17 protein-coding genes are annotated in these 18184 nt (G+C 61.9%); 16 read left to right on the top strand and 1 reads right to left on the bottom strand.

Going from position 1 to position 18184, the window contains the following annotated elements; translation table 11 throughout:
• The first annotated feature begins 82 nt into the window (after positions 1–82).
• From AC0L2C_RS13370 to AC0L2C_RS13295, 16 genes are all read left to right on the top strand, one after another.
• Complete coding sequence (locus AC0L2C_RS13370; RefSeq protein ID WP_091595693.1) at positions 83–844, top strand: NYN domain-containing protein; 762 nt, start codon at positions 83–85, stop codon at positions 842–844.
• Positions 845–1374: 530 nt separating this feature from the next.
• A complete protein-coding gene (locus AC0L2C_RS13365; protein WP_051505610.1) occupies positions 1375–1635 on the top strand; it encodes a DUF982 domain-containing protein in 261 nt (86 codons plus the stop codon).
• A gap of 220 nt (positions 1636–1855) precedes the next feature.
• Entirely contained in the window at positions 1856–2044 is a 189-nt protein-coding gene (locus tag AC0L2C_RS13360) for a DUF3606 domain-containing protein (protein WP_023797481.1), read from the top strand.
• Positions 2044–2226, top strand: a complete 183-nt coding sequence (locus tag AC0L2C_RS13355; RefSeq protein WP_036262205.1) for a hypothetical protein — start codon at positions 2044–2046, stop codon at positions 2224–2226. Before AC0L2C_RS13360 ends, AC0L2C_RS13355 begins: the two co-directional genes overlap by 1 nt.
• A gap of 516 nt (positions 2227–2742) precedes the next feature.
• Positions 2743–2832 carry a K(+)-transporting ATPase subunit F gene (locus tag AC0L2C_RS13350; protein ID WP_023797479.1) on the top strand — a complete coding sequence of 30 codons (90 nt, stop codon included), beginning with the start codon at positions 2743–2745 and terminating at the stop codon, positions 2830–2832.
• Between the two features lie 33 nt (positions 2833–2865).
• The gene (gene kdpA, locus AC0L2C_RS13345; RefSeq protein WP_287239825.1) at positions 2866–4569 is read left to right on the top strand and encodes a potassium-transporting ATPase subunit KdpA; all 1704 of its coding nucleotides are present in this window, start codon (positions 2866–2868) and stop codon (positions 4567–4569) included.
• A 24-nt stretch (positions 4570–4593) separates the two neighbouring features.
• A complete protein-coding gene (locus tag AC0L2C_RS13340) occupies positions 4594–4806 on the top strand; it encodes a hypothetical protein (protein ID WP_023797477.1) in 213 nt (70 codons plus the stop codon).
• Positions 4803–6896, top strand: coding sequence for a potassium-transporting ATPase subunit KdpB (kdpB, locus tag AC0L2C_RS13335; protein ID WP_473523546.1), 2094 nt, complete (start codon positions 4803–4805; stop codon positions 6894–6896). The genes AC0L2C_RS13340 and kdpB overlap by 4 nt, the downstream gene beginning before the upstream one ends.
• A 12-nt stretch (positions 6897–6908) precedes the next feature.
• Positions 6909–7478 (top strand): potassium-transporting ATPase subunit KdpC, encoded by a 570-nt coding sequence (kdpC, locus tag AC0L2C_RS13330; RefSeq protein ID WP_023797475.1) that lies wholly within the window; start codon positions 6909–6911, stop codon positions 7476–7478.
• A 69-nt stretch (positions 7479–7547) separates the two neighbouring features.
• Positions 7548–10265, top strand: a complete 2718-nt coding sequence (locus AC0L2C_RS13325; RefSeq protein WP_128173506.1) for a sensor histidine kinase — start codon at positions 7548–7550, stop codon at positions 10263–10265.
• A gap of 10 nt (positions 10266–10275) precedes the next feature.
• Positions 10276–10968, top strand: coding sequence for a response regulator transcription factor (locus AC0L2C_RS13320; RefSeq protein ID WP_287239819.1), 693 nt, complete (start codon positions 10276–10278; stop codon positions 10966–10968).
• A gap of 590 nt (positions 10969–11558) precedes the next feature.
• Positions 11559–12800: a CAP domain-containing protein gene (locus AC0L2C_RS13315; protein WP_473523545.1), complete on the top strand. Its 1242-nt coding sequence runs from the start codon at positions 11559–11561 to the stop codon at positions 12798–12800.
• A gap of 78 nt (positions 12801–12878) precedes the next feature.
• Positions 12879–14639 (top strand): type I secretion system permease/ATPase, encoded by a 1761-nt coding sequence (locus tag AC0L2C_RS13310; protein WP_473523544.1) that lies wholly within the window; start codon positions 12879–12881, stop codon positions 14637–14639.
• On the top strand, positions 14636–16090 hold the full coding sequence (locus tag AC0L2C_RS13305) for an HlyD family type I secretion periplasmic adaptor subunit (protein WP_473523543.1): 1455 nt from the start codon (positions 14636–14638) through the stop codon (positions 16088–16090). The genes AC0L2C_RS13310 and AC0L2C_RS13305 overlap by 4 nt, the downstream gene beginning before the upstream one ends.
• Before the next feature lie 321 nt (positions 16091–16411).
• Positions 16412–16708: a hypothetical protein gene (locus tag AC0L2C_RS13300; RefSeq protein ID WP_473523542.1), complete on the top strand. Its 297-nt coding sequence runs from the start codon at positions 16412–16414 to the stop codon at positions 16706–16708.
• 128 nt (positions 16709–16836) lie between these two features.
• The gene (locus AC0L2C_RS13295; protein WP_128173503.1) at positions 16837–17346 is read left to right on the top strand and encodes an NUDIX hydrolase; all 510 of its coding nucleotides are present in this window, start codon (positions 16837–16839) and stop codon (positions 17344–17346) included.
• Here AC0L2C_RS13295 and AC0L2C_RS13290 read toward each other — a convergent pair.
• Complete coding sequence (locus tag AC0L2C_RS13290; protein WP_023797466.1) at positions 17322–18173, bottom strand: citryl-CoA lyase; 852 nt, start codon at positions 18171–18173, stop codon at positions 17322–17324. The genes AC0L2C_RS13295 and AC0L2C_RS13290 overlap by 25 nt on opposite strands.
• Between the last annotated feature and the right edge of the window lie 11 nt (positions 18174–18184).

Below are 18184 nucleotides of genomic sequence, written 5' to 3'. Positions count from 1 at the left end.
CGTTCGTATTTCGATAAAAAGGTTTCGCATGGCGCCGCTGCACCATATGTCTCTGGTGCGCAGCCAAAAACAGGGGCTCACCTTGCCAACCGAACCACGTTCTCCACGGCTTGCAGTGCTGATCGACGCGGACAATACCTCGGCCAAGATTGCCGACGGCTTATTCGAGGAAATCGCGAAGATCGGCGAGGCAAGCGTCCGTCGCATCTACGGCGATTTCTCCAGCACCCGCTCAAAGGCGTGGGCCGACGTGCTGTCGAAGCATGCGATCATCCCGCAGCAGCAATTCGCCTACACCACCGGCAAGAACGCATCCGACATCACGCTCGTCATCGACGCCATGGACCTTCTCCACAGCGGGCGGTTCGAAGGCTTCTGCCTGGTGTCGTCCGACAGCGATTTCACCCGCCTTGCCGCTCGCATCAGGGAGCACGGGATCGACGTTTATGGGTTTGGCGAGCAGAAGACGCCGGAGAGTTTCCGGCAGGCATGCCGCCGGTTCGTATACACCGAGAACCTGCTGCCGACTGCGCCAGCCAACGCGAACGATGCGGCGCCGACGAAGTCCTTGCAGCCGCCCAGCGCCGCGACGCCGATCATCACCAGGGTCATTTCACAGATGGGAACCGAGGACGGCTGGGTGCCGCTCGGTATTGTCGGCAATCAGCTCGCCAATCTGGCATCGGACTTCGATCCCAGAACCTTCGGCTTTCGCAAGCTGAGCGATCTCGTGCGCAAGACCAATGCCTTTGAGATCGATCATCCCGAGGGCGGAGCGATGCGTATAAGGGTCAAGCCAGCTGCGAAGGGCAGAGAGAAATCGAGGTCGGCAGCATCGCGCTGAGCCCTGCAAAAAGCTAGCTGTCCCCAGTCCAATTGGTGTCCGATCGGCATCTGGTCGGACCACAATTTCGCTGGCGAAAACCACCATTCGGCGTATTATTCTCGTGGCAGAGAGTTCATGGCGGAGGAGGCCAATGGACATCGTTTCGAGAGCGCCTGTCGTTGACTTGCCGGCCCATGAACTTGTTTCATCAGCGCTTTCAAAATTCCGCGCCGGCGACACCATATCGACCAGAGCCGCAATAGACACCATCCGCCGGGCAGGCCCAGCTTGTACGGACAGCGACGACCAACTGGTCGAGCTTATCGTCATGACCGCAATTGGCAGGACCATGGGGATCGTGTTCGACCATCGGTGCCGCTAATGCACATCACCCGGCCCACAATTGGCTTGCGCACTGTCCGGACGACACCGGCGAGGTAAGCTATTCAGTAACCATGAATCGTGACCGGGATTGATCGCGCCATTCGCTATCGGAACGAATAACTCCGCTGCGCCGTTGCTGTCCTTGGAGTCGAGGATTGACGGCAATGCGTGATGAACAATTCGACGTTCCGGTGACGATCGAGAGCGAACGCACCGGACGCCGGCTTTCTGTGACGAGGACGGTCCAGGCGGCCTCGCTTCTGGTCGACAAATGGCCAAACGAAAAGCGCGGGCCGAAATATCGCGCGGCCTTGAAAGCCATGATGGATGCGATGGAGCAGCGGCGGGCGGTTGGCACTGCGCGGCGGGCATTCACGGCGGCCGCCAAGGAAGCCCATGTGTTTGTGCGCGAAGGCCGGCATTAAAGCGCGTCACGTCTGAAGAGCGCGATGCCACGTGCTTTTGGGTCTTGTTTTTAGGGATGTCGTTGCCCAAGACCGCTGCGCAGCTTTGGGCGACATGCATTGTTCCTGTTTATGCATGTCGTTGTCCCAAAACCGCTGCGCGCTTTTGGGCGACAGGCATTAAGGAACCTCACGAAATCTCCGCCGTTATGCTCCAGGTCCAAGCGAGGAGAGAACTGCCATGCCCGACGACAAGACCAAGACCGACAACCGCGATCGCTCACAAGTAGCCGGCGACGAAGACTATGAGGTGAGGCATCTCGCCGAGGAAGCCGGCATCACTCCCGACCAGGCTCGCACGCTGATCAAGCGCCACGGCACCGACCGCAAGGTGCTGAACGAAATCGCCAAGAGCATAAAGGCATTGTGATGGCTGACAAACGGACCGCAATGGCCGATCGGAAGAAACGCGAACCGGACGACAAGGAGGCCCTGCGACTGGCCGAGACAACTGACGTTTCGCCCAACCAGGCGAAGGATCTGATGCGCAAGCACGGCAAGGACAGCGCCAAGGTCGAGAAGGAAGCCAAGAACTTCAAGGCCGAAGGCTGAGCAGCCGATTTGGCGGAGCGAGTCCGCCCTCGTTCCCGCATCAGCTTCGCACCCGCCAGCCATTCGCACGCTGGACGACAGCCCCATCCCATTCTTCGATGAACTCGGCTGGAAGCGGGCGTATGCGGACGACTATGCCGTGATCTATACGCGAAATCGCTGATTTTCGGCGGCTTCGCCCCGCCGCACGGCTTGTCTTTGAGCGCCGCGCTGAGAGCCGCGACGGCAAAGTCTTTATAGGATTCTTATTTCTTTCCTCTTCGCCACGTCTCGAACCTTTATGGGGTTTGGATCCATATTCCGTCGGGAAGGACACATCTCGGTCGCCATTATCATCGCGACAGAGTGTCTTCACATGACTTCAACGCTGCCCGGCTGCAGGCAAGCCAGCGCAAAAACGAAAATAAGGAACAGCTCCGATGGACATCATCGTTCTCGGGATACGGTTTTTGTTTTTCGCCCTGTTCTTCGCCTTCGTCAAAGCCTGCGACAGTCTTTAGGCGGAAGGACCGCAACATGCTTGTCGACTATATCCTCGGTGGCGCTGTGACCCTGTTCCTTCTCGTCTACCTGACATACGCCCTCATTCGCCCAGAACGTTTCTAACGGCAACTGGCGCAGGCACGGAAGGTTATTTCAATGACTTTCAACGGATGGATGCAGATCCTCGTCTATTGCGGGATCGTCGTTTTGCTGGTGAAGCCGCTCGGCGGCTACATGTATCGCGTTTTCAGCGGCGACCGCACATTCCTCTCGCCGATTTTGGGTCCTGTCGAGCGCAGCCTTTATCGCATCTCGGGGATCAGCGAGCGTGAGGAGCAGCACTGGACCACCTATGCGGCGGCCTTGTTGTTCTTCAACCTCGCCGGCTTCCTGGTGCTCTACGCCCTGCAACGGCTGCAAGGCAGCCTGCCGTACAATCCGGCCGGCATGAGCGCCGTCGAACCCGGGCTCGCCTTCAACACCGCCGCCAGCTTCATGACCAACACCAACTGGCAGAACTACGGCGGTGAAAGCACGATGTCCTATCTCGTGCAGATGGCCGGCCTCACCGTGCAGAACTTCCTGTCCGCAGCGACCGGCATCGCCGTCGCAATCGCGCTGATCCGCGGCTTCACCAAGGCTTCCGGCAAATCGATCGGCAATTTCTGGGTCGATATGACCCGCTGCACCCTTTACCTGCTGTTGCCGCTCTGCATCGTGCTGACGCTGGTCTATGTCTATCTCGGCATACCGCAGACGCTCAGCGCCTATCTCGAAGCCACAACCCTGGAAGGCGCGCGGCAGACAATCGCGGTCGGGCCAGCAGCCTCGCAGATCGCCATCAAGATGCTCGGCACCAATGGTGGCGGCTTCTTCAACGCCAATGCCGCGCATCCCTTCGAAAACCCCGACGCGATCTCGAATCTTATCCAGATGGTTTCGATCTTCGCCATCGGTGCGGCGCTGACCAACGTATTCGGCCGCATGAACGGCGACCAGCGCCAGGGCTGGGCGATCTTGACGGCGATGGGCGTCCTGTTCATCGCCGGCGTCGCCGTCTGCTACTGGGCGGAAGCATCAGGCAATCCGCTGGTGCATGCGCTGGGCATCGACGGCGGCAACATGGAAGGCAAGGAAACACGCTTCGGCATCGCCTTGTCGGCGCTGTTTGCGGTGATCACCACCGCCGCGTCCTGCGGCGCCGTCAACGCCATGCATGACAGCTTCACAGCGCTTGGCGGCATGATCCCGATCATCAACATGCAGCTCGGCGAGGTCATTGTCGGCGGTGTCGGCGCCGGTCTTTACGGCATCCTGATGTACATCGTGATCGCCGTCTTCGTTGCCGGACTGATGGTCGGACGCACGCCCGAATATCTCGGCAAGAAGATCGAGGCCAAGGAGGTCAAGATGGCGATGCTCGCCATTCTCTGCCTGCCGCTGGCGATGCTGATCTTCACCGCCATCGCGGTGGTGCTGCCGACCGGCGTCGCTTCGATGGCCAATGCCGGCCCGCACGGCTTCTCCGAGGTTCTCTATGCCTACACCTCGGCTGCCGCCAACAACGGCTCGGCCTTTGGCGGCCTGACCGGCAACACGCCCTGGTACAACATCACGCTCGCCATCGGCATGCTGATTGGCCGCTTCCTGGTCATCATCCCGGCTCTGGCGATCGCTGGTTCGCTGGTCGCCAAGAAGACGGTGCCGGCCTCCGCCGGCACATTCCCAACCGACGGGCCGCTGTTCGTCGGGCTGCTGGTGGGCGTCATTCTGATCGTAGGCGGCCTCACCTTCTTCCCGGCGCTGGCGGTCGGACCGATCGTCGAGCACCTGGCTGGCATCCACGGGCAGACTTTCTGAACCGTCCCACCTTGGATCAAAATTATGTCCTGGCTCGAAACCATACGTCGCAAGATTCGGCATCGAGATGATCGGAAAGGGGCAACCCCGCCTCCTTTCCCGACCATGTCCACGTTCTTCGGCATTGCGGCAGTCATGATCGTGATCTGGCTGCTGGCCTCCGGGCTTCCGCATCTTCGTTCGGCATCCGATCGATCGGCGCCAACCAACAACATCGATACTGGAGCCACCAAATGAGCCAGTCCAAATCCGCTGTCATCATGGATGCCCGCATTCTGCTGCCCGCCATCGACGGCGCCTTCAGGAAACTGAACCCGCGCACCTTGATGCGCAATCCGGTGATGTTCGTCGTCGCCGTGGTCTCGGCGCTCACGACAGTCCTGTTCGTCAAGGATCTCGTCACTGGTGGCGGCGATCTCGGCTTCTCGCTGCAGATCATCATCTGGCTGTGGTTCACCGTGCTTTTCGCCAACTTCGCCGAAGCGATCGCCGAAGGCCGAGGCAAGGCGCAGGCCGATTCGCTGCGCAAGGCTCGCACCGAGAGCCAGGCCAAGCTGTTGAGCGGCGACGACCGCAGCAATTTCAAGCTGGTGCCCGGCACCAGCCTGAAGGTCGACGACGTGGTGCTCGTCGAGGCCGGCGACATCATTCCATCGGACGGCGAGGTGATCGAAGGCGTCGCTTCGGTCAACGAGGCAGCGATCACCGGCGAATCCGCTCCGGTTATCCGTGAATCCGGCGGCGACCGTTCGGCGGTGACCGGCGGCACGCAGGTTCTGTCTGACTGGATCCGCGTGCGCATCACCGCGGCCTCCGGCCATACGTTCCTCGACCGCATGATCTCGCTGGTCGAAGGCGCTGCGCGCCAGAAGACGCCCAACGAGATCGCGCTCAACATCCTGCTCGTTGGCATGACGCTGATCTTCGTGCTGGCGACGGCAACGATCCCGAGTTTCGCCGCCTATTCGGGCGGCACCATTTCGGTGACCGTTCTCGTCGCCCTGTTCGTCACCTTGATCCCGACGACCATCGGCGCGCTGCTTTCGGCCATCGGCATCGCCGGTATGGATCGCCTGGTGCGGTTCAACGTGCTGGCGATGTCGGGCCGCGCCGTCGAGGCGGCCGGTGACGTCGACACGCTGCTGCTCGACAAGACCGGCACGATCACGCTCGGCAATCGCCAGGCGACGGCATTCCGCCCGGTCAAGGGCGTCACCGAGCAGGAGTTGGCCGACGCGGCGCAGTTGGCCTCGCTTGCCGATGAAACGCCGGAAGGCCGCTCGATCGTCGTGCTGGCGAAGGAGAAATACGCCATCCGTGCCCGCGACATGGCGACACTGCATGCCGCTTTCGTGCCCTTCACTGCGCAAACCCGCATGAGCGGCGTCGACATCGATGGCTCTTCGATTCGCAAGGGCGCGGTCGATTCGGTGCTCGCGTTCGTCAATCAGTCGACCGTCGCCACGCATGGCACGCGCCCCGGCGGCGACACCGTCCGCGACCTCCAGGCGATCGCCGACGATGTCGCCAAATCCGGCGGCACTCCGCTTGCGGTCAAGCGCGACGGACGCCTGCTCGGCGTCGTGCATCTCAAGGACATCGTCAAGGGCGGCATCAGGGAACGCTTCGCCGAACTGCGCAAGATGGGTATCCGCACGGTGATGATCACCGGCGACAACCCGATGACGGCGGCGGCGATCGCGGCGGAGGCCGGCGTCGACGATTTCCTTGCCCAGGCGACGCCCGAGGACAAGCTGAAGCTCATCCGCGACGAACAGGCCAAGGGCAAGCTCGTCGCCATGTGCGGCGACGGCACCAATGATGCGCCTGCTCTTGCGCAGGCCGATGTCGGCGTTGCCATGAACACCGGCACGGTCGCCGCACGCGAAGCCGGCAATATGGTCGACCTCGACAGCGACCCGACCAAGCTGATCGAGATCGTCGAAATCGGCAAGGCGCTGCTGATGACGCGCGGCTCGCTGACAACCTTCTCCATCGCCAACGACGTGGCCAAGTATTTTGCCATCATCCCGGCCCTGTTCGCCGTCTTCTACATCGCGCCGGGGCAGACATCAGGTCCGCTGCAGGCGCTTAACATCATGCATCTGGCGACGCCGCAGAGCGCCATTCTCTCGGCCATCATCTTCAACGCGCTGATCATCGTCGCGCTGATCCCGCTGTCGCTGAGGGGCGTCAGATATCGCGCCATCGGCGCGGCCGCGCTGCTCAGCCGTAACCTTCTCGTCTACGGCCTCGGCGGCAGCATCGTCCCCTTCGTCGGCATCAAGGCGATCGACATGGCCATCACCGCGCTTGGCCTCGCATAAGGAATGAAGTCGATGCTCAAGCAAATCAGACCCGCGATCACCATGATCGTTTTCTTCACCATCCTCACCGGCCTGATCTATCCGATCGGCATGACCGGCATCGCCCAGGCCTTGTTCCCGCGCCAGGCCAATGGCAGCCTGATCGAGAGGGACGGCAAGGTCGTCGGCTCCGAACTGATTGGCCAGGCTTTTGCCAGCGAGCGTTATTTCCATGGCCGGCCGTCGGCTGCGGGCGACGGCTACGACGCCGCCGCTTCGAGCGGCTCGAATCTTGGGCCGACCAACCCCAGGCTGATCGACCGCGTCAAGAGCGATGCCGACAGGCTGAATGCGGAAAATCCGAACCAGAAGGTGCCGATCGATCTGGTCACGACTTCAGCCAGCGGCCTCGATCCGCATATCAGCCCCGAGGCCGCCTATTTCCAGGTCGCCAGGGTGGCCAGGGCCAGGGGCGCCGATGAAGCCAGTGTCAAGTCGCTTGTCGACAGCCATGTGGAGGACCGCGAGCTCGGCTTCATGGGAGAGCCTGTGGTCAATGTGCTGGCGCTTAACCTGGCGCTGGACGAGGCCATCAAGCAATGAATTGTGGGAAGCAATGAGTGGCAGGCTGGGGATCGACACCATCCCCGGCGCCATTCATGATCGATTGTGATGCCGGACGACAGAAGCAACGAAACCCGACCCTCACCCGACGCCCTGCTTGACCGTGCGGAGCGGGAGGCGCGCGGTCGTCTGCGGATTTTTCTGGGCGCAGCACCCGGTGTCGGCAAGACCTATGAAATGCTGATGTCGGGCCGTGCAAGATTGGCCGACGGAGTGGACGTGGTGATCGGCGTCGTCGAGACGCACGGCCGCAAGGAAACCCAGGTGCTGGTCGACGGCTATGAGGTGATTCCCCGTCATCGGGTCGAGTACAAGGGGCGCATCCTCGAGGAAATGGATCTCGATGCCATCCTTGCCCGGCGTCCGGCGCTGGTCCTCGTTGATGAGCTTGCCCATACCAACGCACCGGGCAGCCGCCATCCCAAGCGCTATCTCGACGTTCAGGAAATCCTGACGCACGGCATCGACGTCTACACCACGCTCAACATACAACATGTCGAAAGCCTGAACGATGTCGTGGCGCAGATCACGCGCGTCAGGGTGCGCGAGACGGTTCCAGACTCCATCATCGACCAGGCCGACGACATCGAGATCATCGATCTCACGCCCGACGACCTGATCAAGCGGCTCGAGGAAGGCAAGGTCTATATCCCCAGCACCGCCCGGCGCGCGATCGAGAATTATTTCTCGCCGGGCAATCTGACGGCGCTCAGGGAACTGGCGCTGCGCCGCACCGCCCAGCGCGTCGACGAGCAGTTGCTGACCCACATGCAGGCCCACGCCATACCCGGGCCCTGGGCGGCGGGGGAAAGGGTTCTCGTCTGCGTCGATGCGCGTCCGGGCGGGGCGGCCCGCGTCCGCTATGCGCGGAGATTGGCCGACCGGCTCCGCGCTCCCTGGACGGCGCTTCATGTCGATACCCCTCGTTCAGCCGCCATGTCCGAGGAGGAAAAGGATCGGCTCGCGACGCTGCTGCGCCTTGCCGAGCAGCTTGGCGCCGAAGTAACGACCATTCCAGGCCAGAACGTCGCGCAGGACATCGTTCGCCATGCGACCGCCAACAACTTCACCCATATCGTGATCGGCAGGCCGACCCGTTCGCGCTGGCGGGAATTGATCGAAGGCTCGCTCACTTATGATCTCATCCGCAATGCCGGCGACATCAGCGTCCATGTCATTTCGGGAAACGAACGCAACGACGAGGCGACGTCACGGACCGTAAAGGTGGCGGACGAGCAGTGGCAATTCGATATCTGGCCCTATCTCAAGGCCACGGCCTATGTTGCTGGCTCGCTCGCCTTCGCGGTCCTTCTCCACCAGTTCCTCGACGTCCGCAATCTGGCGATCATCTTTCTCATCGGGGTTCTGACGTCGGCGGTGACCGGCGGTCTCTGGCCGGCTTTGTATGCCTGCCTCATCAGCGCCATTGCCTTCAACTTTTTCTTCCTGGAACCACGCTACACGCTGACGATCCAGGACCCGGAGAGCATCGTGGCGCTGGCTGCCTTCCTGGTTGTTGCGGTCATTGCCAGCAATCTGACAGCGCGGGTGCAGCGACAGGCGGTCGCTGCCCGCGCGCGGGCACGCGCCACGGAAGATATCTATCTTTTCTCGAAGAAGCTCGCCGGCGCCGGCACGCTAGACGACGTGCTCTGGGCGACTGCCTTCCAGATCGCCTCGATGCTGAAGCTGCGCGTGGTGCTGCTGCTGCCGGAAGACGGCACGATCACCGTCAAGGCCGGTTACCCACCCGACGACACGCTGGCCGAGGCCGACATCGCGGCCGCCCGTTGGGCCTGGGAGCACGATCGCCCCGCAGGCCGCGGCGCCGACACGCTTCCCGGAGCAAGACGCCTGTATCTGCCGTTGCGCACCGGTCGCACCGCCGTCGGCGTCGTCGGCCTCGACAACGACAAGCAAGGCCCGTTGCTGACCCCCGAACAGAAGCGCCTGCTCGACGCACTCGCGGATCAGGCGGCGGTCGCGATCGAGCGCATCCAGCTTGTTGCCGACGTCGACCGGGCCAGGCTCGAGGCCGAGGCGGACCGCCTGCGCTCGGCGCTGCTGACCTCGATTTCCCATGACCTGAAAACGCCGCTTGCCGCAATCATGGGCGCCGCCGGCACATTGCGGGAATTTGCGCCGGCGCTTCCCGAAACGGACCGGGCGGACCTGCTGTCGACCGTGCTCGACGAATCGGAGCGGCTGAACCGCTTCATCGCCAATCTGCTTGACATGACCAAGATCGAATCCGGTGCGATGGAGCCGAACTACGCGTTCCACTATGTCGGCGACATTGTCGGCACCGCCTTGCATCGAGCCAGAAAAATCATCGGCGAACACAAGACCGAAATGGACATTCCCACGGATCTGCCGATGCTGAGGGTCGACCCCGTCCTGTTCGAGCAAGCGCTGTTCAATCTCCTCGACAATGCCGCTAAATTTGCCCCGCCAGCTTCGACGATCCGCCTGCAGGGCTGGGCCGACAATGGTTCCGTCATGCTGCAGATCATGGACGAGGGGCCAGGCGTTCCGCCAGCGGATCTGGAGCGCATTTTCGACACGTTCCACCGGGTGCGCAAGGGCGATCAGGTCCGTGCCGGCACCGGGCTCGGGCTCTCGATCTGCCGTGGCTTCATCGAGGCGATGGGCGGGACGATTTCGGCGGCCAACAGGACCGACCGCCCGGGTGCGGTTTTTACCATCAGGATGCCGGTAGCGGCAGACCAACATGTGGGCGACCCCGGCATGGATGACCTGCCATGACGAACTTGCCATGACGAACCTGGGCGTCAGGATTTTGGTCGTCGATGACGAACCGCCGATCCGCAAGCTGCTCCGCGTCGGCCTTGGCAGCCAGGGCTATGCGATCAGCGAGGCGCCGAACGCCAAGACGGCGATCGAACTCGTGGAGACGGAAAAGCCGGACCTGATCCTGCTCGATCTCGGCCTGCCCGGCATGGGCGGTCACGAATTGCTGCGCAAATGGCGGGACGACGGCCTGGATGTTCCCGTCGTCATCCTTTCCAGCCGCACCGACGAGGCCGGCATCGTCTCGGCACTTGATCTCGGCGCCGACGACTATATCACCAAGCCGTTCGGCATGAACGAGCTTGTCGCGCGCATCCGCGTGGCGCTCCGCCACAAGTTCCAGCAGCAAGGCGAGAAGCCGGTCTTCCACACCGGCGATCTCACGGTCGATCTGGTGAAGCGCATCGTCATGATCGAGGACAGGGAGATAAAGCTCTCGCCGAAGGAGTACGACATCCTGCGCATCCTCGTGCAGCACGCCGGCAAGGTTCTCACCCACCAGTTTCTTTTGAAGCAGGTCTGGGGCGATTCGACCGACGTGCAGTATCTCAGGGTCTATGTGCGGCAGCTCAGGCAAAAGATCGAGAAAACGCCCGACCAGCCGCGTTACATCACCACCGAAACCGGCGTAGGATACCGCCTGCGCGAAGTCGACTGAAGCGAGGGCCGCGGGCGGGCCCGTCTAACCCCACTGCGGGGCGCGCGTCTACCATCAGCCGCCTGTTGCAGCTGATCCAGCGCTCCACAACCAAGCGTCCCGGTTGCACGGCGAAGCCGACTTGATCAGCTTTTCGTTTAACGATCTTGACAGCGATCGAGACGGCCCGGCCACACGGGTCCCTGATGTCTAGGATCGGCGAACAACCTTCGGTTAATGGCAATGGTCGACGCGAGGCGTTCGGGGACCGGACCGGGCGCCGTCCCGATCTGGATGCCGGCAGCATGCGGGTAAAGGACGAGAGCCCGACCTCTTGCCGGCGGCATAGCCGCGGCCGCCACTCTCAACTCGTCACGGCCTGGCGCGCACGTCGCGCATCGCGAGAACGCGCATAATTGAATGTCACACTTGCTGGTTGCATTACAATATGAAATTTCGTGTTATCGCATCCCCACAAATTCTCTTTAACAAAATCATGGTTAACAGCTGCTTGCCGCAGGTTAGCCACAGTCGTCTTTTACCAAGCGTGATTGGGAAATTCTACAGCTTGGCGGGACCGTCCAAAAACGAAACAGTGGAGCGACGATCTAATGCCGCAACATAGCGCACATGAACAATATCTACTTGAACTTATCAACGCGGAGAGGGCTAAGGCCGGCGTGCAGCCGCTGGCCTTCGATAATGATCTCAGCGAGGCGGCTGAGGGGCACAGCAGATGGATGCTTGCAACCGACACCTTTTCTCACACGGGGTCGGGAGGGTCCTCGCCCACCCAGCGTATGAAGGCTGCCGGCTACACCCTAACGGGCTCCTGGGCGACAGGAGAGAACATCGCATGGGCTACGACCAGGTCACCGACGGGCTACAATGACGAGATTCTGCTCCTGCACAACAACCTGATGAACTCCCCGGGTCATCGTGCCAACATCCTCAACGGGAACTTCCGCGAGGTAGGTCTTGGATTCGAGGTTGGCGATTACCGGGGGCGCTCCAGCGGTTTCGTGGCGGAGAATTTCGCCAAGACCGGATCAGACCTGTTCCTGACCGGTGTGGCGATCGACGACAAGGACGGGGATAGGTTCTACGATCCCGGTGAAGGTCTATCCGGTCTCACCATCACAGCGAAGAGTTCGACGGGCGCGACGTTTACGACGAAGACCATGGGCGCCGGCGGCTACGACCTCGCGCTCAAGCCCGGCACCTACACAGTAACCTTCTCGGGGGCGGGCATCGAAGCTTCGACGCGCACCGTCTCTGTCGGGAGCAAGAACGTCAAACTCGATCTCGTCGATCCGAAGCAGGGAGCCGTCGCTGCCGTTCAGGATGAACCGGCGGCAGTTTCCGATCCGGCGCCGCAGCAGGAACCAACGCCAACGGCGCAAGCTGAGCCGGCCCCGACACCAACGGCGCAAGCTGAACCGGCCCCGACAACGCCGCCGGATTCTGGGCAGCCGAATTCTGGCTCCCAGTGGCTTGCAACCTTCTTCGGCAAACAGGGCGTAAACTTCCGGTCTGACCAGACCCTGGCCGAACATGAGGAGGCTGAAGGAACGCCTGGCACGGCTAAGGAGAGTGGTGCACAGGTGGCGCTTGACGGCGATAACATCGTGTTTCCACCACTCGGGAACGCTCGGGGCCAACTCGACGACGCTATCGAGCAGGTCCGGGACAATGCGTCGACCGCGCTAGCAAATGCGGGCGATCCGAGACCGGCTTTTGATTGGGCAGAGTATGCACATACGCAAGCGGGCGATGCCGACGCGCTGGCTGCGAAACTCATCGAGCAACTGTCTGCGCATACCAACAGCGTGATCGCCGATCAGGCCGCGTAGCCAATGCCGGACGATGCGGGCCTGCAGTCATGGGCCCGCATCGCCTGCTGACGCATGCGGTTGATCGAGGGGACATCAATGTCACAATCTGGTTCAGAGAAGCTCCGCCCGCCGAGGGCGAAGTCCGAATTGGCTGCCTGCCTGGCGCATTTCCGGCGCGCCTTTTTGGCGGTGGCGGCTTTCAGCGGCCTTATCAACGTGCTGATGTTGTCCGGCTCGGTGTTTATGCTGCAGGTCTACGACAGGGTCCTGCCCAGCCGTAGCGTGCCGACGCTGGTGGCTCTGGTCCTGCTGATTTCGATTCTATATGTTTTTCAAAGTGCACTCGACGCGATCCGCGGCCGGGTGCTGGCGCGTATCGGCAGCGGACTCGACGAGCGCCTGAGTGAGCGGACCTACCGCGTGATGTCGCAATTGCCCTTGGCCAGAGGCCGTTCGGGCGAGGGCATGCAGCCGGTGCGCGATCTCGATCAAATCGGCGGTTTCCTGGCCAGCGGTGGTCCCGCCACTCTTTTCGACCTGCCGTGGATGCCGCTTTATCTCGCGCTCTGTTTTGCCTTCCATCCTTGGCTCGGCCTGGCTGCGCTGATTGGGGCGATCCTGCTTTTGGCATTGACCGTGCTCACGGAGAAAACTGTCCGCCATCCAGCAACTGAAATGTCTGGATATGCCGGAGCGCGCAGCAATATCGCACTGGCAAGCATCCGCAATGCCGAGGTGCTCGAAGCGATGGGCATGAGATCCACGATGGCCTCGCGCTGGGCGGAAGCAAACGGCAAATACAGGCGGGCGCAGATGCGCGCCAGCGATGTCACGGGTTCATTCGGCGCGCTCTCCCGCGGCTTTAGGATGCTGCTGCAATCAGTCGTTCTCGCGATCGGAGCGTATTTGGTGATCGGCCAGGAAGCCACGCCTGGCATCATCATCGCAAGTTCTATTCTCACCGCGCGAGCGCTGGCGCCAGTCGAACTCGCAATTGCGCACTGGAAGAACTTTCTTGCCGCTAGACAAGGCTGGCATCGGCTGAGCGAACTTTTCAGGGAGTTCCCCGCCACAGAGGATCGCTTGCAGCTGCCGCCGCCGCGGACCGAACTCTCGGTTGAAGGGATCGGCGTCGTTCCGCCAGGCGAGCGCCGTTTTGTTGTACAGGACATTACGTTTTCGCTGAGCGCCGGCTCCGCGCTCGGTGTCATCGGTCCGAGTGCATCGGGCAAATCGTCACTGGCGCGGGCGCTCGTCGGCGTCTGGCCGGCAGCGCGCGGCAAAATCCGCCTGGACGGCGCCGCCATCGAACAGTGGCCGGCTGAGGCACTGGGGGGGCACATCGGGTATCTGCCGCAAGATGTCGAACTTTTCGCAGGTACCATTGCTCAAAACATTGCCCGCTTTGATCCTTCTCCGGATCCGGCAACCATTATCGCGGCGGCCAAGACCGCGGGCATGCACGAAATGATCCTGCGCTTGCCTCGCGGATATCAGACCGAGATCGGCGAGGGCGGCGCATCGCTTTCAGCAGGACAGCGGCAGCGCATCGGACTGGCCCGCGCGCTTTATGGTGATCCTTTCCTCGTTGTTTTGGATGAACCGAACTCGAATCTGGACGCTGGAGGCGAGCAGGCTTTGACCCAGGCGATCCTTGCAGTCAAACAGCGGCACGGCGTGGTTGTCGTCATCGCCCATCGTCCAAGCGCCCTGGCGGCAGTGGACCTTTTACTTGTTCTCGACTCCGGCCGTCAGCACGCATTTGGGGCGAGGGATCTGGTCGTCGGGGGCACGACGCGGAGTGCCTCCGTGGGAACGCTTCAAGCAGTTGCCCCGGAGGAAAAGGCATCAGGATGACGTTATTTCATGATCGATCGTTCTTTGGCGCGCGTAACGGCGTGAGGGGGATGATTCCGCATATTCGTGCCGGAGCGAGCCATCTGGCCGGCGTCAAGGGCAAAATCGGCGGGCTGCTGTTCGTTCGGGCTAACCTCCCTACCGATGTGCGATCGCAGCCGACGCAGAACGACTTATCCCTTCGCCGGTATATGCTTCTTGGCGCCGCAACCGTGGCGCTGCTTGTCGGCGGCCTTGGTGCATGGGCCGCAACGACGGAATTGTCAGGCGCCGTCATCGCTACCGGCCATATCGCAGTGGAATCCAACGTCAAGGCGGTTCAGCATCCAAGTGGCGGCGTTGTGGGTGAGATCAACGTGCGCAACGGCGATGAAGTCAGAGCAGGCGATATTTTGCTCCGTCTCGACGACACGCTTACACGCGCCAATCTCGCCGTCATAACCAATACCCTGGACGAACTCTCGGCGCGGGGGGCACGCCTCACAGCGGAGCGTGAGGGTGCCGAGGCGATAGCCTTTTCCGAGGATCTCACCAGCCGCTCCTCTGTTGGACATGTGGCGCGTGTGATCGGCGGGGAGCAGAAACTTTTCGCTTTGCGCCGGGGAGCTTACCGTGCCCAAATCGAGCAACGCAGGCAACGGGTGAGCCAGCTCAAGGAGGAGATAGCGGGCCTCGAGGCACAAAGGGCGGCCAAGGAGCACGAGATTGCGTTGGTCCGCGACGAGATCAAGGGCGTCAGGGGCCTTTGGGAAAAGAAACTCGTCCAGCGGTCGCGACTCCTGGACCTGGAGCGGGGCGAGGCTCAGATCGAGGGAGGGCGCGGCCAACTCGTCGCTGCGATAGCCGAAGCGAACGGCAGAATCAGCGAAACAGAAATGGCCATCATCCAGATCCAGCAGGATTGGCGCAGCGAGGTCGCGAAAGAATTACGCGAAACGGAGGCTCGAACCACAGAATTGGCAGAGCGAAAGATCGCCGCGGAGGAATTGCTTAGACAGACCGATATTCGTTCACCCCAGAACGGACGGGTGCATCAGCTTGCGATCCATACGGTCGGCGGCGTCGTCACGACCGGCGAGCCAATTATGATGATTGTCCCGACCGCTGACGAATTGACTGTGGACGCACGCATCGCGCCTCAAGACATCGATCAGGTCCAGCCCGGCCAGCTTGTCCATCTGCGGCTGTCGGCGTTCAGCCAGCAGGTCACGCCGGAACTCGAAGGACATGTAGCAACGGTTTCTCCCGACCTCGTCGAAGACGAGCGGAACGGACTATCCTACTACAGCGTGCGGATCAGGCTTGACGAAGGCAAGCTTGGCTCGTTGGATCCGGAAAGCCTCAAGCCGGGCATGCCGGTGGAGGCGTTCATGCGCACGACCGATCGCACCGTCATCTCGTTTCTGATGAAGCCATTGACCGACCAGATCAGCCGCGCATTCCGCGAATAGTCGCGCAGCTGGGCTATCGCCGTGCCGTGGCCAAAGGCTCCGGGGAACGCAGCGCCGCCCGTGCCGCGATTTTCAACTGTGCGATGTTGCGGTTCAAATTATCCAATCCAGGCCTGAAAGGCATGGAACTGCAGGATGCCCTCCAGCTTCTTGTCGTCGGCCTCGTATTGGTGCCCTTTGCCAGCACACATCGGTCGACGGGCTTTGCGCCCTGACTGGCTAGTCAGCCAATTCCGCTCCGGCGTGGGGTTTTAATCCATGGCATCATCAGACAAACGCCCTATATAATCGCAAGGTTCTGTTTCGTAAGGGAATGGATGGATGTCGCCGCTTCGCCTTTCGACGATCTTGATGTCGGCAACCCTGGCAACAGCGATGCTGTCGGGCGCGGCTGTCTCCGCGCAGAACGTCGCTCCCGCCAATCGCAAAACCGTGGTCCTGCAAGGCGAATTGCAGATGCTGGAGAACAGGCTGCGACGGCAGCAATTTCAGCAGCAGCAACAGCAGTTCCGTGCCCAGGATCGCGTGGTCGTGCCGCAACGGCCAGATGTGCCGCAGATGGCGCCTACTTGCCAGTTGCGGCGATCGGGCAGCCGCTTCATCAGCGTCTGCCGCTGATGGCCCGGCGTTTTCATTTATTTAGCTGATATGCTTGGACGCCGCTCTACTTAAAGTAGCATCAAAGGCGGTTTTGATTTCGCAACGTGCCTTTGCGCTTGGGCACTGCCCTGATTGGATCGTCGGCAATGGCAGCCACCAAGAAGAAGGTCGTGCGCAAGGCGAGGAAGGGCGAGCGGATCCGCCAGGTCGCGGCAATTCCCTTTCGGCTGGGCAGGCATGGCGGCGTCGAGGTGATGCTGGTCACCTCGATATCGACAAGGCGCTTTATCGTGCCCAAGGGCTGGCCGATGAAGGGCAAGAGTGGGCGCAAGGCAGCCACCATCGAAGCGCGGGAGGAAGCCGGCGTCCTCGGCAAGACGCTGAAGCAGCCGGCCGGCACCTATTCCTACTGGAAGCGGCTGACGAACCGCTTCGTCCGCGTCGACGTCACCGTCTACCTGCTGGCGGTGACGGAGGAACTGGCCAACTGGCAGGAAGCCAAAAGGCGGCAGCGGGCATGGCTGGCGCCGGAAGACGCAGCCGTGCTTATCGACGAGCCCGAACTTTCAACGCTGCTGAAGAACTTGAAAATTCCCCAGCCAGCGCCCGCTGGCGAACTTGAACCAAGGTCTCATTTGGCGTCGTCCTCTCCCTGAGGGAAAGACCGGACCGGCGTGCCGGTATAGGCCCACAACCATTCGCGCGGCAGTGGTCCTTTGTTGCGGTCGCTCTGTTGCGACTGTTCCCACGCATGCGCCAAGATGCCGACCGAGCGCGACAGCACGAAAAGGCCACGTGTCAGCGGCGGCGGAAAGCCGAGCTCGCCATAGATGACGGCGGTGGCGCCGTCGATGTTGAGCGGGATCTTCTTGCCCTTGCGCCGCGCGACCTCGGCCTCAACAGCCTCGGCGATGTCGGCGAAACGTCCGCTGACGACGCCGCGCGCGGCAAAATCGCGGGTCAGCTCGATGAGACGCGGCGCCCGCGGATCGACCGGGTGGAAGCGATGGCCGAGCCCCGGCACATAGGATTTTTCCTCGGCGAAGAAGCGATCGAGCCGCGACGCGACGGCATCGGCAAGCGTCACGCCTGCGTCCAGTGCCGCGGCGATGTCGCCGTAGAAGGCAAGCGCCTGCTCGCCGGCGCCGCCATGCACGTCGCCAAGCACATTGATGGCTGAAGCCATGGCGCTGTTGATGCCGACGCCGCAGGTGGCCGCCATGCGGGCAATGGCGATCGACGGCGCCTGCGGCCCGTGGTCGACGGCCGCCCCCAGCGCGATACCGAGCAGCGCCGCCTGCTCCTCGCCAGGCAGTTCGCCGCGCAGCATCAGCCAGATCATCGCCGGAAAGCTGACGCGGCCGATCAGGTCCTGGATCTCATAGCCACGCAGCCGGATCACGCCAGGGCGCATTTCGATGATATCGGTCTGCCACCATTCCTCACCGCGCTCGCGGCCGGTTTTTTTCTCAACGTTGCTCATGTTCTCGCGTC

The organism is Mesorhizobium sp. WSM4845 (assembly GCF_055811455.1).
The sequence above is the reverse complement of the archived record's forward strand: the minus strand, read 5'-3'. Positions and strand labels throughout refer to the sequence as shown.

What these genes read in the sequence shown, in the direction of transcription:
- AC0L2C_RS13365 (WP_051505610.1), top strand. Translation starts at nt 1,375, where the DNA reads ATGCGTGATGAACAATTCGACGTTCCGGTGACGATCGAGAGCGAACGC.
- AC0L2C_RS13360 (WP_023797481.1), top strand. Translation starts at nt 1,856, where the DNA reads ATGCCCGACGACAAGACCAAGACCGACAACCGCGATCGCTCACAAGTA.
- AC0L2C_RS13355 (WP_036262205.1), top strand. Translation starts at nt 2,044, where the DNA reads ATGGCTGACAAACGGACCGCAATGGCCGATCGGAAGAAACGCGAACCG.
- AC0L2C_RS13350 (WP_023797479.1), top strand. Translation starts at nt 2,743, where the DNA reads ATGCTTGTCGACTATATCCTCGGTGGCGCTGTGACCCTGTTCCTTCTC.
- kdpA (WP_287239825.1), top strand. Translation starts at nt 2,866, where the DNA reads ATGACTTTCAACGGATGGATGCAGATCCTCGTCTATTGCGGGATCGTC.
- AC0L2C_RS13340 (WP_023797477.1), top strand. Translation starts at nt 4,594, where the DNA reads ATGTCCTGGCTCGAAACCATACGTCGCAAGATTCGGCATCGAGATGAT.
- kdpB (WP_473523546.1), top strand. Translation starts at nt 4,803, where the DNA reads ATGAGCCAGTCCAAATCCGCTGTCATCATGGATGCCCGCATTCTGCTG.
- kdpC (WP_023797475.1), top strand. Translation starts at nt 6,909, where the DNA reads ATGCTCAAGCAAATCAGACCCGCGATCACCATGATCGTTTTCTTCACC.
- AC0L2C_RS13325 (WP_128173506.1), top strand. Translation starts at nt 7,548, where the DNA reads ATGCCGGACGACAGAAGCAACGAAACCCGACCCTCACCCGACGCCCTG.
- AC0L2C_RS13320 (WP_287239819.1), top strand. Translation starts at nt 10,276, where the DNA reads ATGACGAACCTGGGCGTCAGGATTTTGGTCGTCGATGACGAACCGCCG.
- AC0L2C_RS13315 (WP_473523545.1), top strand. Translation starts at nt 11,559, where the DNA reads ATGCCGCAACATAGCGCACATGAACAATATCTACTTGAACTTATCAAC.
- AC0L2C_RS13310 (WP_473523544.1), top strand. Translation starts at nt 12,879, where the DNA reads ATGTCACAATCTGGTTCAGAGAAGCTCCGCCCGCCGAGGGCGAAGTCC.
- AC0L2C_RS13305 (WP_473523543.1), top strand. Translation starts at nt 14,636, where the DNA reads ATGACGTTATTTCATGATCGATCGTTCTTTGGCGCGCGTAACGGCGTG.
- AC0L2C_RS13300 (WP_473523542.1), top strand. Translation starts at nt 16,412, where the DNA reads ATGTCGCCGCTTCGCCTTTCGACGATCTTGATGTCGGCAACCCTGGCA.
- AC0L2C_RS13295 (WP_128173503.1), top strand. Translation starts at nt 16,837, where the DNA reads ATGGCAGCCACCAAGAAGAAGGTCGTGCGCAAGGCGAGGAAGGGCGAG.
- AC0L2C_RS13290 (WP_023797466.1), bottom strand. Translation starts at nt 18,173, where the DNA reads ATGAGCAACGTTGAGAAAAAAACCGGCCGCGAGCGCGGTGAGGAATGG.